12 protein-coding genes, 2 pseudogenes and 1 riboswitch are annotated in these 15,690 nt (G+C 59.4%); of the genes and pseudogenes, 2 read left to right on the top strand and 12 right to left on the bottom strand.

Annotation, left to right across the window (positions count from 1 at the left end; genetic code table 11):
• Positions 1 to 6 precede the first annotated feature (6 nt).
• On the bottom strand, positions 7 to 2,367 hold the full coding sequence (gene polB / locus AC2CF9_RS09630) for a DNA polymerase II (RefSeq protein WP_484556848.1): 2,361 nt from the start codon (positions 2,365 to 2,367) through the stop codon (positions 7 to 9).
• Positions 2,368 to 2,510: 143 nt separating this feature from the next.
• On the opposite strand from polB, the gene AC2CF9_RS09625 reads away from it, so the two are divergent.
• Positions 2,511 to 3,272: a DedA family protein gene (locus AC2CF9_RS09625; RefSeq protein WP_484556847.1), complete on the top strand. Its 762-nt coding sequence runs from the start codon at positions 2,511 to 2,513 to the stop codon at positions 3,270 to 3,272.
• Here AC2CF9_RS09625 and thiQ read toward each other — a convergent pair.
• The 4 genes from thiQ to sgrR form a co-directional block, all read right to left on the bottom strand.
• Complete coding sequence (gene thiQ, locus AC2CF9_RS09620) at positions 3,269 to 3,970, bottom strand: thiamine ABC transporter ATP-binding protein ThiQ (RefSeq protein WP_484556846.1); 702 nt, start codon at positions 3,968 to 3,970, stop codon at positions 3,269 to 3,271. The genes AC2CF9_RS09625 and thiQ overlap by 4 nt on opposite strands.
• Positions 3,954 to 5,564 carry a thiamine/thiamine pyrophosphate ABC transporter permease ThiP gene (gene thiP, locus AC2CF9_RS09615; RefSeq protein WP_484556919.1) on the bottom strand — a complete coding sequence of 537 codons (1,611 nt, stop codon included), beginning with the start codon at positions 5,562 to 5,564 and terminating at the stop codon, positions 3,954 to 3,956. The genes thiQ and thiP overlap by 17 nt, the downstream gene beginning before the upstream one ends.
• Complete coding sequence (gene thiB, locus AC2CF9_RS09610) at positions 5,540 to 6,526, bottom strand: thiamine ABC transporter substrate binding subunit (protein ID WP_039382540.1); 987 nt, start codon at positions 6,524 to 6,526, stop codon at positions 5,540 to 5,542. The genes thiP and thiB overlap by 25 nt, the downstream gene beginning before the upstream one ends.
• Before the next feature lie 46 nt (positions 6,527 to 6,572).
• Positions 6,573 to 6,668, bottom strand: a riboswitch (TPP riboswitch).
• Positions 6,669 to 6,703: 35 nt separating this feature from the next.
• Positions 6,704 to 8,365, bottom strand: a complete 1,662-nt coding sequence (gene sgrR, locus AC2CF9_RS09605) for an HTH-type transcriptional regulator SgrR (protein WP_484556845.1) — start codon at positions 8,363 to 8,365, stop codon at positions 6,704 to 6,706.
• 257 nt (positions 8,366 to 8,622) lie between these two features.
• Between sgrR and AC2CF9_RS09600 the strand changes: the two genes are divergently transcribed.
• Positions 8,623 to 9,828, top strand: a complete 1,206-nt coding sequence (locus tag AC2CF9_RS09600; protein ID WP_150017972.1) for an MFS transporter — start codon at positions 8,623 to 8,625, stop codon at positions 9,826 to 9,828.
• 35 nt (positions 9,829 to 9,863) lie between these two features.
• Here AC2CF9_RS09600 and leuD read toward each other — a convergent pair whose 3' ends face one another.
• The 7 genes and pseudogenes from leuD to leuL form a co-directional block, all read right to left on the bottom strand.
• A complete protein-coding gene (gene leuD / locus AC2CF9_RS09595; protein ID WP_484556844.1) occupies positions 9,864 to 10,469 on the bottom strand; it encodes a 3-isopropylmalate dehydratase small subunit in 606 nt (201 codons plus the stop codon).
• A 3-nt stretch (positions 10,470 to 10,472) separates the two neighbouring features.
• Entirely contained in the window at positions 10,473 to 11,879 is a 1,407-nt protein-coding gene (leuC, locus tag AC2CF9_RS09590; RefSeq protein WP_484556843.1) for a 3-isopropylmalate dehydratase large subunit, read from the bottom strand.
• 2 nt (positions 11,880 to 11,881) lie between these two features.
• Positions 11,882 to 12,973, bottom strand: a complete 1,092-nt coding sequence (gene leuB / locus AC2CF9_RS09585; protein ID WP_484556842.1) for a 3-isopropylmalate dehydrogenase — start codon at positions 12,971 to 12,973, stop codon at positions 11,882 to 11,884.
• Positions 12,974 to 12,975: 2 nt separating this feature from the next.
• Positions 12,976 to 13,350, bottom strand: a pseudogene (locus AC2CF9_RS09580) (alpha-isopropylmalate synthase regulatory domain-containing protein); the annotation flags it as partial.
• A pseudogene (locus AC2CF9_RS09575) lies at positions 13,304 to 13,474 on the bottom strand (isocitrate/isopropylmalate family dehydrogenase); the annotation flags it as partial. The pseudogenes AC2CF9_RS09575 and AC2CF9_RS09580, both read right to left, overlap by 47 nt.
• Before the next feature lie 2 nt (positions 13,475 to 13,476).
• Complete coding sequence (gene leuA / locus AC2CF9_RS09570; RefSeq protein WP_484556841.1) at positions 13,477 to 15,039, bottom strand: 2-isopropylmalate synthase; 1,563 nt, start codon at positions 15,037 to 15,039, stop codon at positions 13,477 to 13,479.
• A 92-nt stretch (positions 15,040 to 15,131) separates the two neighbouring features.
• Positions 15,132 to 15,215, bottom strand: a complete 84-nt coding sequence (gene leuL, locus AC2CF9_RS09565; protein WP_108569992.1) for a leu operon leader peptide — start codon at positions 15,213 to 15,215, stop codon at positions 15,132 to 15,134.
• Positions 15,216 to 15,690: the final 475 nt, after the last annotated feature.

The following is a 15,690-nucleotide window of genomic DNA, read 5'->3' as shown; positions in this document are numbered from 1 at the left end:
CACCTGTCAAAAAAGCCCCAGCTGCCCGGTAATCAGTGTAGCAAAGTCGTCACCGACAAACGGCAGAATGCCATCCGCTATCGGCTGCAGCTGTTTGCTGACATAGTGATCGTAATCGAGTGGCGTGGTACGCACCTCCAGCGGCTCCGGCCCGGCGGTCGCCATCACATAGCGGATGGAACCGCCTTTCTGGTACTGCAGCGGACGCTGCAGCCTGCGGTTATGTTCATCGGCAAGACGCGCCGCGCGCACGTGCGGCGGAACGTTGCGCTCATACTCATGCAGCGGTCGCCGCAGGCGTTTTTTATACACCAGCAGATCGTCAAGCTGGCCGGCCATCAGCTGCGCGACCGTTTCACGGATATAGGCCTGCCAGGGCTCCCCGCGGAAAATACGGCCATAGAGCTGCTGCTGAAACTGCTGCGCCAGCGGCGTCCAGTCAGTACGCACTGACTCCAGCCCTTTAAACACCAGACGCTGCTGCGCGCCGCTGCCGCTCAGCCCGGCGTAGCGCTTTTTGCTGCCCTGTTCGGCGTTGCGAATGGTGGGCATCAGAAAACGGCTGAAGTGCGTCTCATACTCCAGTTCCAGTGCGCTTGTCAGGCCGAGCGTCTGCTGCAGATGCTGCTGCCACCAGCGGTTGATCAGCGTCGTCAGCCGCTGGCCGGTGGCCGCTGCCTGCTCCTCGCTATATTTGCCCTGCAGCCAGACAAACGTGGAGTCGGTGTCACCGTAGATCACCGTAAACCCTTCCGCCTCAATCAGCGCCCGCGTCTGCTGCATGATGGCGTGGCCGCGCAGCGTGATTGAGGAGGCGAGGCGTGAATCAAAAAAGCGACAGGCGCTGGTGCCCAGCACGCCGTAAAAGGCGTTCATGATGATTTTCAGCGCCTGCGAGAGCGGCGCATTGCCGTCGCGCTTTGCGGCTTCACGCCCCTGCCAGATCTGCGCCACGATATCAGGCAGGCAGTGAAGGTGACGCGAGAAGCGCGCTTCGCGAAAGCCAGGCACAGACTCTGCGTCAGACGGATGGGCCAGGCCCTCAACCAGCCCGACGGGATCGATCAGAAAAGTACGGATGATTGAGGGATAAAGGCTTTTGTAATCCAGCACCAGCACTGAATCATAGAGGCCGGGACGGGAGTCCATCACATAGCCGCCGGGACTCGCCTCCGGCGCCACGTCGCCCTGATTGGGCGCTACGTACCCCGCGCGATGCATACGCGGAATATAGAGATGACTGAACGCCGCAACCGAGCCGCCGTGCCGATCCAGCGCCAGGCCGTTAACGCTGGCCCGCTCCAGCAAAAAGGGCATGATGGCGGTATGGTGAAAAATGCGCGTCACCAGCTCGCAATCTTTCAGGTTATAGGTCGCGAGCGCGGGTTTATCATGGGCAAAGCGCCAGTTGATCTCCTCCATGCGCTGCCACGGATTATTGATCGCTTTACCTTCACCCAGCAGCTCGCGCGCAACGGATTCCAGACTGAACGAGGGGAAATCCCAGTAGGCAGACTTCAGCGCTTCAATGCCGTCAATGACGACGCGGCCGGCGAGCTGGGCGGTAAAGATGCCTGGCTTAAAGCCGTGTTCACGCCACTCCAGCGGCTGCTGCTGACGGCCGAGGCGCAGCGGAATGCCGTAGCGATCGGCATGCTTTTGCAGCACCCGCAGGTCAAACTGCACCACGTTCCAGCCAATGACCACATCGGGATCGTGCCGCGCGAACCAGGCGTTAAGCTGCTCCAGCAGCTGCTGGCGGCTCTCAACGTAAATCAGCTCAAAGCTGAGCGCGCTGGCGTCGCCGTTGGGCGGGCCCAGCATATAAACCTGACGCTGACCGCAGCCTTCCAGCCCGATACAGTAAAGCTCGCCGCGTTCGGTGGTTTCAATATCCAGCGACACCCAGCGCAGAGGCGGCCGGTAGCCGGGATGCGGCTTCAGGCGGGCGTTGATCAGAGTATCACCGCGCGGCTCGCCGCTGAACCAGACCGGGGCGGTAATAAAGCGCTCCATCAGATAGCGCTCGGGCGGCCGGATATCGGCTTCATAAACGCTGATGCCGTTCTCCCGCAGACGTTTCTCCAGCTGCTGCAGCTGACGATGGCTGCGGCAATAGAGGCCAAACACCGGACGGCAATGGAAATCTTTCAGCGTCAACGACTGCAGACGGGTGTGGGCTTCGTCGCGGATGAGCGCTTCGGTCTGACGGCGGAACGCTTCGGGAATAAACGCCACTGACTCCTGCGCGGGCAGCACCAGCCGCTGCGGTCCGGCATCGGTTGCCAGCCACAGCGTGATCTCGCTGCCTGAAGGGGTATCCCGCCAGTGGCGGGTCAGCAGATAGCCTGCGCGCGGTTCTGTCACGGTAACTCCGGAGAAGAAATTATGCGCAGTATACCATGGATGTTTATACAGTGTCGGCAACTCTCTGCAGCGCAGCGGGAAAAGCTTGACGCCCTGACGCAGGCTCAGGACAATCCAGCCTTCATATTCCGCAGAGGATAGCTATGGAAGCCTGGATTCAACACCTGTTTACACAATCGCTGGAGTACGCGCTGTTCGCCGTTGCTCTGGTGACCTTTCTTGAATCACTGGCGTTTGTGGGTCTGCTGCTGCCGGGTACCGTGCTGATGGCCAGCCTGGGGGCGCTGGTGGGCAGCGGTCAGATTGGCCTCTATCCGGCGTGGGCGGCGGGGCTGATTGGCTGCCTGCTGGGCGACTGGATCTCCTACGGTATCGGCTGGAAGTTTCAGGGGCCGCTGCACCGCTGGAAGTATCTGAAAAAGTATCAAAGCCTGCTGGATAAGACCGAGCATGCGCTGCATCAGCACAGCATGTTTACCGTGCTGGTAGGCCGCTTTGTCGGTCCGACACGTCCGCTGATCCCGCTGGCGGCCGGTATGCTTGAGCTGCCGGCGCGGAAATTTCTGCCGCCCAATATCATCGGCTGTATTTTGTGGCCGCCCGCCTATCTGCTGCCGGGGATCCTCGCCGGTGTGGCCATTGATGTGCCGCAGGCGCAGGGCGACAGCTTTAAATGGCTGCTGCTGCTGGTAACGATTCTGCTCTGGCTGGGCGGCTGGCTGCTCTGGCGCTGGTGGCGCAGTGACAAAACGCGCGACTGGGCAACCCGCTACCTGCCGAAAGCGCGCCTGCGCTGGCTGGCGCCGCTGATGGCCATAGCGGGCAGCGCCGCGTTTATCGCGCTGCTGTTTCATCCGATGATGCCTGTTTTCCTGCAGCTGCTCTGGAAAGTCTTCTTTGCTTAAGCTGGCGTAATACCCAGGCGCGCGGCGCTGCTGCTCTCACCCCGAAGCAGCGCCGCCGTCTCACCATCCCACTCGATCCGGCCATCAGCAATCACCAGACTGCGTGCGGCAATCTGCTGCGCATCCTCCAGACTGTGCGACACCATCAGCAGCGTGATATTGCGTGCGTCACACACCGTGCGCACCAGCTGCAGCATTTCGCGGCGCAGCGCCGGGTCGAGCGCGGAAAAAGGCTCATCCAGCAGCAGTACCGGCTGGTTGCGCAGCAGGCAGCGTGCCAGCGCCACCCGCTGCCGCTGGCCACCGGAGAGTTCGCCAGGCAAGCGCGTCAGTAAATCATGCAGTCCGGTCTGGTGTGCAATCTCCCCCAGCAGCTGCCGCTGGTCGCGCGTGAGCTTCAGGCCCGGATGCAGACCCAGGGCCAGATTCTGCTGCACCGAAAGGTGCGGAAAGAGATTGTTCTCCTGAAACAGCATCGAGACCGGACGCAGCGCCGGTACGCTGCGGGTGTGATCGCGGCCGTTAATCAGCAGCGTGCCGTGGCTGACCGGCAGAAAGCCGCCGATCAGGCTCAGCAGCGTGCTTTTACCGGCGCCGCTCGGGCCAAGTATCGCCAGCCGTTCACCCGCCTGAGCGCTGAAGCTGAAACGCATCGGCAGATGCTGATAAAGATAAGTAAGATCAGTGAGTGTCAGCATGGCGTCCCGGCAGTTTTTCCATCAGAGTAAAAAGTAACAGGCAGAGCAGCAGCAGCAGCAGGGCGGTCGCGGCACCGTCGGCACCGCGATAGGCGCCGATCTGCTGATAAAGATACCAGGGCAGGGTGCGGAAATCGGCGTTGCCAAACAGCGCCACTACGCCAAAGTCGCCAATCGAGAGCACGCAGGCAAAGGCGAGCGCCTGCGCCAGCGGACGCTTCAGCAGCCGCAGCTCAATCAGCTTCAGGCGATTGAGGCCGGAGAGACCGAGCGAAGCGCAGAGCGGCGCATAGCGTGCGGTGATATCGCGCATCGGGTTTTCCAGCACTTTCATGGCGTAGGGAATGGCAATCAGCGCATTGGTAAAGATCACCAGCCCGTCGGCACGCGCCGGCAGCCCGGAGGTGGCGGTAAACAGCAGGAAGAAGCCGCTGGCCAGCACGATGCCCGGCATCGCCAGAATCAGCATGCCGCTCAGCTCCAGCGCCTGTGCGCTCGCCCGATGCTGGCGCTGACGCAGCTCGCGGCTGCTCCACAGCAGCATCATCGTCAGGATCACACAGAGTGCGCCCGCGCCAAGGGCGATGCGCAGCGAGGTCAGCGTGGCCTGCCAGAGCGCCGGCTGCTGCAGCGCGCCGGCCACACCGCCGCGCACGCCATCGGCCACCACCGCCGCCAGCGGAGGCAGCAGCAGCAGCAGCGCGAGAGCAATCAGCAGCGTGTCGCTGACGCGTGCAAACCCGCTATCCTGCGGATCGCGCCAGCCCTGCAGCGTCTGACTGCCGGCAGGGATCGCTTTACTGAAGCGCTGACTGAGCAGCACCAGCAGCAGACAACAGCTGAGCTGCAGCAGCGCCAGCAGCGCGGCGCGGCCGGGATCGTAATCAAAACTCAGCGCCTGGTAGATCGCCAGCTCCAGCGTGGTCGCCTGCGGCCCGCCGCCCAGCGCCAGCACCGTGGCGAAGCTGGCAAAGCAGAGCATAAAGATCAGCGCCGCGGTCGGCAGGATCTGCCGGCGCAGCCAGGGCCACTCCAGCAGCCGGAACAGATTCCAGCCGCGCAGCCCAAGCTGAGCCGCCAGCTGACGCTGCTCCGGCGGAATGCTCTCCAGCGCCTGCAGCAGCATGCGCGTGGCCAGCGGCAGGTTAAAGAAGACGTGCGCCAGCAAAATACCCTGCAGGCCATAGGGAGAGAAGTGGTAGGGAATACCCAGCAGCGTGCAGAGCTGCGCCAGCCAGCCGCTGCGGCCGTAGACGCTCAGCAGGCCAAATACCGCCACCAGCACCGGCAGCACCAGCGTCATCGCACATAAACGCAGCAGCAGCGTGCGGCCAGGAAAGCGGCGGCGGTAGAGCGCGCGCGCCAGCAGCACGGCCGGCAGCACGGAGCAGAGTGCCGAAAGCAGCGCCTGCTCAAATGAGAACGCCAGCACGTGGTGCAGATAGCTGTCACTGAGCAGTGTGCGCATGTCCGGCAGCGGGGCCGCCGTCAGCAGCGCCCCCAGCGCGAGCAGCGCCACGGCGCACAGCAGCAGCGCGCTCAGCGCGCCGGGTATCAGCCAGCCGGGCATCAGCGGCTGACAGCCCGCTGCCAGGCGCTGATCCACGCGGCGCGCTGGTCAGCCACTTCTGCCGGTGAAAACTGCAGCGCTTTTTGCGGCACGTTCAGCGCCCGATAGCCAGCCGGCAGATCGCTTTTGATCACCGGGTACATCCAGTTGCCGGTGGGGATTGTCTGCTGGAAAGCGGGGCTGACGATAAACTGCATAAAACGCTGCGCCAGCGCCGGCTGTTTGCTGCCGGCCAGCCGTGCAGCGACTTCGACCTGCAGATAGTGCCCCTCGCTGAAGGTGGCAGCGGCGTAGTTCTCTTTCTTCTCTTCAATAATGTGGTAAGCGGGCGAAGTGGTATAGCTCAGCACCAGATCGCCTTCGCCCTTGAGAAACAGGCCGTACGCTTCACTCCATCCTTTGGTGACGGTAACGGTTTTCGCCGCCAGCTTCTGCCACGCCGCGTCGCTGCGATCGCCAAACACTTTTTGCATCCAGAGCAGCAGGCCGAGTCCTGGCGTACTGGTACGCGGGTCTTCATAGATAACGCGCCATTTCTCCGGGCTTTCAACCAACTCCTGCAGGCTTGCAGGCGGATTCTTCAGGCGGTTTTTGTCATATACAAAGGCGAAGTAGCCGTAATCAAAGGGAACAAAGGTGTCGTTCTGCCAGCGCTCAGGCAGCTGCAGCGCCGCGGTATCGACCTGACTTTTAGCAAACAGACCGGTTTTCTCCGCCGCCTGCAGAAGGTTGTTATCCAGTCCCAGCACAACGTCCGCTTTACTGTTTTTCCCTTCCATGCGCAGACGGTTGAGCAGCGAGACGCCATCCTCCAGCGCCACGTAGCGCAGTTCGCAGCCGCACTCCGCTTCAAACGCTTTCTTTACCGCCGGGCCCGGGCCCCATTCAGCGGCGAACGAATCATAGGTATAGACGGTCAGTAGCGGTCTGGCGGCGAATACCGGCGCGGATAACAGCAGCAGGACAGGCAGAACGTTCTTTAACACTTTGCGCTCCTTAAGGAGAGGATATGAGTGAGTCGCAAAGGATCTGAGGCAGGCACATCTCAAATCCCTACGCCGGTATTAACCGGATCAGGTTCGACGGGTTTCTCTCAGCCTGACAACGCAGGCACCCCGTTGAGAACGGCTTAGTGTAGACATTTCCGCCACGGCGTGAAAGCGTCATAACGCCGGCGGCGCAAACCAGGCAGATTTAAAATCGAACCAGCCCAGCGTGTTCAGCCGTACGCCGCGCATGCTGCGCTGGCCTTCCAGCAGCAGCCAGTGGTGAAACAGCGGATGCAGCCAGTCCTGATCCACCAGCTGGCGCGCCCACTCAGCCAGCGGCAGGCGTTTTTCACGCCAGCGCGCAGCATCCTCATGCCACGCCAGCGGAATGCAGTGCTGCATCAGCGGCAGCTCATAGAGCTGCGCAAACAGTGCGTACTCCAGCGGCAGAGTGAAGTTAACGCTGCCGAGCCAGATATCACTCTCTCCGGCGCCGGCAAACCACGCTTCGTAGCTCACCACTCGCGTGATCAGTTCAACCCCCTGCATCGCCAGCAGGGGACGCAGCGCGCTGGCGATGCCCTCATGCTCAACGTGGTCGCTGTACCAGCTTAACGTTAGCCGGGTCAGGCCTTCCGGCTTGTCCGCCGCCCGCAGATTGCGGCGATGGTGCCAGCGCGGCAGCAGGCCCCAGGCAGGAAACCAGTAACGCTGATAGCCGGGATCGGCATGATGCAGCAGGGTAACCGGATTAAGCAGGTCGCTGACCCAGCGGCGGAACCGGGCATGGCGTCCCCAGGCGGAGCGCTGGTCAAATAGCAGGAAGTAGCAGCCCTCCTCCAGACGACTCTCTTCCGCTATCTCATCCGCCTCGCTGCCCTGCAGTTTTACGCCAGAGTAGACCAGCTCGTCACTGACTTCCGGCAGCACCCAGATGGAGACTTCATCAATCAGCGCGCGGTAACCAAAGTAGTCGTCAAACGCGGTAATTTTCAGCTGCGTCTGCTGATTACGTACCACGCTGTAAGGGCCGCAGCCGGCAGGCTGGCGGGCAAAGTCGGGCAGGGACGGCCATTCGCGCGGCAGGATCATGGCGCTGACGCTGCCCAGCAGCCACGGCAGCCAGCTGTCAGGCTGGGTCAGAGTGATATCCAGCGTCCAGGGCGCCGGCGAGTGCAGCTGCGAGATATGCGCAAATAGCGGCAGAGCGGCGCTGCGCTGCAGCGAATCGAGAATATCGGCCATCTCCAGCTCGCGCCCGTGATGAAAGCGGATGGCCGGACGCAGATAAAAGCGCCACTGCTGCGCGGAGAGTTGCTGCCAGTGGTGAGCGATATCGGGTTCAATTTCCCCGTTTTCCTCATTTATGCGCGTCAGGCCGCTGAAGATCTGGCGGGCCAGGTGCGTTTCGGAGCGGCGCAGCGGCGAGGCGGGCAGCAGGTTCTGCAGCGGACGGTAGTAGAGCACGCGCAAAATATGTTTTCCCTGACGCACGCTGCGGCCCAGGTGGGCGGCAATCATCTGCCGCACCTGCGCTTTGTCGCCAACCAGCTGAACCAGCTGGTCAATACCGTCCTGCTCCAGCAGCGCTTCTGCCCGCTGCTGCTGCAGCGCCAGACCGGTACAGCGGAAGCGCAGCTGCGAACGCTTTCCGCGTCCCGCCTCAGCCTGCCAGGTCAGCCAGCCTTCATGCTGCATCGCCTGAAGCAGGTTGCGCATATGGCGCCGCGAACAGTGCAGGCTGCTGGCCAGTGCATCAAGCGTTGTCGCCCGATCCTGACCTTCACACTGCTGCCAGAGACGAATAAATTGCTGCTGCAGACGAGGTGAAGACATAAAAGGGGAACTCCGTGGCGATTTCGCTCAGTGTTTGCTGCCCTATAATAGAGGCATACTGCCAGCTAATGGAAGAGCGGGAGGCACCCGATCCGGGTGGCGCTCAACCAGCTGTGTCGCCCGTGTGGCACATTTTTTCTGAGTAGGGTGCAATTACACCGCCAGCAGATTTTTCTCTGCTGGCTTTTTTCATAGCGGTGTGAAATCGTCTACGCTCTTTCGCTACTCTTTTCTGTTTTTTCCAAAGGGATTTCTGCATGAAGTCGCTGTTAACGCGGCAGCGCCGCCCCGATCCGGTCTATCTCGCTTTTATGGCTGTCACCTTTATGGCAGGCGTTGCGGGTGCGCTGCAGGCACCAACCCTCAGCCTGTTTCTGACCCGCGAGGTGCAGGTACGGCCCTTCTGGGTCGGACTCTTTTTCACCATCAACGCACTCGGCGGCATTGTGATCAGTATGCTGGTAGCAAAGCGCTCCGACACGCGCGGCGACCGGCGCCATCTGATCCTCTTTTGCTGCCTGATGGCCATTCTGAACGCGCTGCTGTTTGCGTTTAACCGTCACTACGCCACGCTGATAAGCCTGGGCGTGCTGCTCTCCGCGCTGGCCAGCGTCGCAATGCCGCAGATATTTGCGCTGGCGCGGGAGTACGCGGACGCATCAGCGCGTGAAGTGGTAATGTTCAGTTCGGTGATGCGGGCGCAGCTGTCGCTGGCGTGGGTCATCGGTCCGCCGCTCTCCTTTGCGCTGGCGCTTAATTTCGGTTTCGTCACGCTGTTCGCCGTGGTGGCGGGCATGTTTTTACTGAGTATGCTGCTGATCTGGCGCGGCCTGCCGTCGGTACCGCGCGTGGTGGCGACGCCGGAGCAGCTGCTGCTGCAGGTCAGCCCGTGGAAAGATGCGCAGGTGATGCTGCTGTTTATCGCCTCAGTAATCATGTGGGCGTGTAACACCATGTATTTTATTGATATGCCGCTCTACATGAGTAACACGCTGGGGCTGCCGGAAAAGCTGGCGGGCCTGCTGATGGGAACGGCCGCCGGGCTGGAGATCCCGATTATGCTGCTGGCGGGCTTTTACGCGAAGCGCGTCGGCAAGCGCGCGCTGATGCTGATGGCGGGCGTGGCGGCAATTCTCTTTTATCTCGGGCTGGTGCTGTTTACCTCAAAAACGGCGCTGATGCTGCTGCAGCTGTTTAACGCCGCTTTTATCGGCATTATCGCCGGTATTGGTATGCTCTGGTTTCAGGATCTGATGCCCGGCCGGGCGGGCGCGGCAACAACGCTGTTTACCACCTCTATCTCCACCGGACTGATCGTAGCCGGCCTGCTGCAGGGGATCCTGAGCGAGCGCTTCGGGCATGAATCGGTTTATCAGGTGGCGCTGGGCATGTCCGTGCTGGCGCTGCTGCTGATCGCGCGCGTGCGCGATGTGCAGCCGGCGACGGAGATCGCCGGCGCGTAAAACGTGCCGCTACCTGACGTAGCGGCGTTTAATCATTAGCGCAGGAAAGCGGGCTGCTGCTGCTCGTAGCGCGCGATCGACTCTTCATGCTGCAGCGTCAGGCCGATACTGTCCAGGCCGTTAATCATGCAGTGGCGGCGGAAGCTGTCGATCTCAAACGTATAGATCTTATCGCCTGCCGTGACCGTCTGCGCTTCCAGATCCACCGTAAAGCGCATGCCCGGACTGGCGTCAACCAGCCGGAACAGTGCGTCAACATCCTCTTCGCTCAGTCGCACCGGCAGCAGCTGATTGTTAAAGCTGTTGCCGTAAAAGATATCGGCAAAGCTCGGCGCAATGACGACATGGAAACCGAAGTCGGTCAGCGCCCAGGGGGCATGCTCACGGGAGGAGCCGCAGCCGAAGTTCTCGCGCGCCAGCAAAATGCTGGCACCGGCAAACTCAGGCTTGTTAAGCACAAAGCTGGCGGTAGGCTGTGTGCCGGCATCATCGTCAAAACGCCAGTCGTGAAACAGGTGGGCACCGAAGCCAGTGCGGGTGACCTTCTGCAGAAACTGCTTTGGAATAATGGCATCGGTATCGACGTTGGCCGCATCCAGTGGCGCGACAATACCGGTGTGCTGCGTTAATTTAGTCGCCATCGCTTAAGCTCCCTGAGTCAGTTCACGAATATCGGCAAAACGGCCGGAGACCGCTGCGGCGGCAGCCATCGCCGGGCTGACCAGGTGCGTACGGCCACCACGGCCCTGACGGCCTTCAAAGTTGCGGTTGCTGGTCGAGGCGCAGCGCTCGCCCGGATTCAGGCGATCGTTATTCATGGCGAGACACATAGAGCAGCCCGGCAGTCGCCACTCAAAACCGGCTTCAAGAAAGATTTTATCCAGACCTTCCGCTTCCGCCTGCGCTTTAACCGGGCCGGAACCTGGCACGACCATCGCGATTACGCCGGGTGCCACTTTACGCCCTTTGGCAATCGCCGCGGCAGCGCGCAGATCCTCAATGCGTGAGTTAGTGCAGGAGCCGATAAAGACTTTATCGATAGCTACATCGGTCAGCTTTACGCCTGGCTGCAGGTTCATATAAGCCAGCGCTTTTTCAGCGGAGGCGCGCTCAACCGGATCGGCAAACGAGGCGGGATCGGGTATCGCCTGATCCACCGCCATCACCTGACCCGGATTGGTGCCCCAGGTGACCTGCGGAGCAATATCGGCGGCGTTCAGCGTCACCACGCTGTCGAACACTGCGTCCGGATCTGACTTCAGCGTGCGCCAGTAGGCCACGGCCTGCTCCCAGTCGTCGCCTTTCGGCGCGAACTGCTTATCTTTCAGGTAGGCGAACGTGGTGTCATCCGGCGCCACCAGACCCGCTTTCGCGCCCATCTCAATCGCCATGTTGCACAGCGTCATGCGGCCTTCCATGCTCAGCGCTTCAATCGCCGGGCCGCAGAATTCAACCACATAGCCAGTGCCGCCGGCGCTGCCGGTTTTACCGATGATCGCCAGCACGATATCTTTCGCAGTAATGCCCGGCGCAGCGGCGCCCGACACGTTGATTTTCATGGTTTTCGCACGACCCTGTTTCAGCGTCTGGGTGGCGAACACGTGCTCGACCTCAGAGGTGCCGATACCAAACGCCAGTGAACCAAAGGCGCCGTGCGTGGCGGTATGTGAGTCGCCGCAGACGATAGTCATACCCGGCAGGGTCATACCCTGTTCCGGCCCGATCACGTGTACGATGCCCTGGAAGGGATGGTTCAGGTCGTAGAGCTGGATGCCGAACTCGTCGCAGTTCTTCATCAGCTCCTGCATCTGAATCCGCGCCATTTCACCGGACGCATTGATATCTTTCGTCTGGGTTGAAACGTTGTGATCCATGGTGGCAAAGGTTTTTTCCGGCTGACGCACTTTACGGCCGTGCGCGCGCAGGCCGTCGAACGCCTGCGGGGAGGTCACTTCGTGGATCAGGTGACGATCAATATAGAGCAGCGGCGTTTCATCGGGCGCTTCGTGAACGACATGTGCGTCAAATAACTTCTGGTATAAGCTTTTCATTTTTATTTTTCTCCGGCAATGAAGCCCGCGATGAGGCTACCCATTTCATCCGTACTGACGGCAGGGCCGTCGCCTGCCAGATCGCGGGTGCGATGGCCCGCTTCCAGCGCCTGGCTGACCGCCTGTTCGATAGCATCAGCAGCGTCGGCGGCGTTCAGGCTGAAGCGCAGCAGCATTGACAGCGACAGGATCTGGGCAATCGGGTTAGCGATATTTTGTCCGGCGATATCTGGCGCAGAGCCGCCAGCGGGTTCAAACAGGCCAAAGCCCTCTTCATTCAGGCTGGCTGACGGCAGCATGCCCATCGACCCGGTGATCATGGCGCACTCATCAGAGAGAATGTCGCCAAACAGGTTGGAGCAGAGCAGGACATCAAACTGCGACGGATCTTTGATCAGCTGCATGGTGGCATTGTCGATATACATATGCGCCAGCTGCACGTCAGGATACGCTTTTGCCACTTCATTCACGATTTCGCGCCACATCACCGAACTCTGCAGCACGTTAGCTTTATCGATGGAGGTAACATGATGACGGCGCTTGCGTGCGGCTTCAAACGCGTTACGCGCAATGCGCTCAATCTCAAAGCGGTGGTAAACCTCAGTATCGAACGCCCGCTCGTGTGCACCGCTGCCTTCGCGTCCTTTTGGCTGGCCAAAATAGATGCCGCCGGTGAGCTCGCGTACGCAGAGAATATCAAAACCGCGCGCTGCAATATCGCTGCGCAGCGGGCAAAATGCTTCAAGACCTTTATAGAGCGCGGCAGGGCGCAGATTGCTGAACAGTCTGAAATGCTTGCGCAGCGGCAGCAGCGCCCCGCGTTCCGGCTGGCCAGCCGGCGGCAGATGCTCCCACTTCGGGCCGCCAACAGAGCCAAACAGAATTGCGTCTGCCTGCTCAGCCCCGGCTACGGTCGCAGGCGGCAGTGGTTCACCGTGACGATCGATGGCGATACCGCCAACATCATATTCGCTGGTGGTGATACGCATGCCAAAGCGGGTGCGAACCGCGTCGAGCACTTTCATCGCCTGCGCCATCACTTCCGGGCCGATTCCGTCGCCAGGCATGACCGCAATATGATATGAGTGAGTCATAGTTACACCGTTTCCTTCTGTTCTTTAAATTTACGCTGCAGTTCTTTTTCGACCTGTCGGGCTCGCCAGATGTTGTTGAGTGCGTTGATCATCGCTTTGGCAGAGGATTCAACGATATCGGTGGCGAGACCTACGCCGTGGAACTTGCGTCCGTTGTAGTTCACTACGATATCTACCTGGCCCAGGGCATTTTCGCCGTGGCCTTTCGCCGTCAGCTTGTAGTTCACCAGCTCGGCGTCAAAGCCGGTAATGCGATTGATTGCCTGATAGACCGCGTCAACCGGACCGTTGCCGGTAGCCGCATCCGCTTTGGTCTCTTCACCACAGCCGAGCTGGACTGAAGCGGTTGCCGTGACGCTGGAACCGGTCTGTATATTCGCTGGTGGTGATACGCATGCCAAAGCGGGTGCGAACCGCGTCGAGCACTTTCATCGCCTGCGCCATCACTTCCGGGCCGATTCCGTCGCCAGGCATGACCGCAATATGATATGAGTGAGTCATAGTTACACCGTTTCCTTCTGTTCTTTAAATTTACGCTGCAGTTCTTTTTCGACCTGTCGGGCTCGCCAGATGTTGTTGAGTGCGTTGATCATCGCTTTGGCAGAGGATTCAACGATATCGGTGGCGAGACCTACGCCGTGGAACTTGCGTCCGTTGTAGTTCACTACGATATCTACCTGGCCCAGGGCATTTTCGCCGTGGCCTTTCGCCGTCAGCTTGTAGTTCACCAGCTCGGCGTCAAAGCCGGTAATGCGATTGATTGCCTGATAGACCGCGTCAACCGGACCGTTGCCGGTAGCCGCATCCGCTTTGGTCTCTTCACCACAGCCGAGCTGGACTGAAGCGGTTGCCGTGACGCTGGAACCGGTCTGTACGTTGAATTCGTTGAGCTGGAAAAATTCCGGCTCTTCATGCTGTTTGTTGATAAAGGCGAGCGCTTCCAGATCGTAGTCAAACACCTGACCTTTCTTGTCAGCCAGCTTCAGGAAGGCGTCATAGAGCGCGTCGAGGTTGTAGTCAGCCTCTTTATAGCCCATCTCTTCCATACGATGTTTTACCGCCGCGCGTCCGGAGCGGGAGGTAAGGTTCAGCTGAATTTTGTGCAGGCCGATCGATTCTGGCGTCAGAATTTCGTAGTTTTCGCGGTTTTTCAGCACGCCATCCTGATGAATGCCGGAAGAGTGCGCAAACGCATTTGAGCCGACCACCGCTTTGTTCGCCGGAATCGGCATGTTACAGATCTGGCTGACAATCTGGCTGGTGCGGTAGATCTCCTGGTGATTGATAGCGGTGTGAACGTTCATGATCTGCTGGCGGGTTTTGATCGCCATGATCACCTCTTCCAGCGCGCAGTTACCGGCACGCTCGCCCAGACCATTCAGCGTGCCTTCAACCTGACGCGCGCCCGCCAGTACCGCAGCAATAGCGTTGCCGGTTGCCATCCCTAAATCATCATGGGTGTGCACTGAAAGGATCGCTTTGTCGATGTTAGGCACGCGATTAACCAGCTGCCCGATAATATTGGCGTACTCGCCAGGCAGGGTATAGCCAACGGTATCGGGAATATTAATGGTGGTAGCACCGGCGCTGATGGCGGCTTCAACCATGCGGCAGAGATCGTCAATCGGCGTGCGTCCGCCATCTTCACAGGAGAACTCCACATCATCGGTGTAGTTGCGTGCGCGTTTTACCATGTGCACCGCGCGTTCAATCACTTCCGGCAGCGTGCTGCGCAGCTTGGTCGCAATATGCATCGGTGAGGTAGCGATAAAGGTGTGAATACGGAACGCATCGGCGACGCGCAGTGATTCGTAAGCGGCATCAATATCTTTCTCGACACAGCGCGCCAGCCCGCAGACGCGGCTGTTTTTGATCGTACGGGCAATGGTCTGTACCGATTCAAAGTCACCGGGTGAAGAGACCGGGAAACCCACTTCCATTACGTCCACGCCCATTCTTTCCAGCGCCAGGGCGATCTGCAATTTTTCTTTAACACTCAGGCTGGCCTGTAACGCCTGTTCGCCGTCGCGCAGAGTGGTATCGAAAATAATAACTTGCTGGCTCATGGTTATCTTCCTTTTGCATTAACGTCGCCGGTGCAACGAGCATAAAAAAACCCGCGCAGTGGCGCGGGTTTTTAACTTTCAGCGGGTTGGAATCAGTTGTTGATTTCGCCCACGAGTCTACCGCGCAAACTGGATGCGTTTAGTAGTAGACCGAGTAGGCGGAAAGAACGAAACATGAATCAGACCCCATAAAATGTGTGCTGTACATATTGGTACTGGATTAGCGATGTGATGTCAACCCTGAGCCAGCGGCTATTTTTCTTACGCCAAAAGCGCGATCTGCTGGAAATATTGACGCCTGTGGAGGATCGCGAAAAAAATAGCGCACTGCATCACAGAGTCAGATGTAATGCGCGCTATTACAAATCGATTATTTTGATTAAGCAGCTGATTTTATTTATCTATTTTAATTTTCACGCCAGATGAAAATACAAGTCTCGGGCTGCAGGGCAGAATAATATAATGCCTCCGGCAATTTTTGACGTTAATCACGCGGCAAAGAAAGAAGTTAAAAATATTGTGGGCTGTAGCAGCAGGCGATAACAAAAATATATTTCTTACAACTCGCTGAAAATAATCTCCAGGCCAGCATATTCCTCTGAATTTATGCCTGACGATTAGTTTATTCATCGCACCCTGACCCGACACGTC

The sequence above is a fragment of the Pantoea sp. SYBGC1 genome (genome assembly GCF_057197005.1).
Note: the sequence above shows the minus strand (reverse complement) of the source record. Positions and strands in the feature narration are given on the sequence as shown.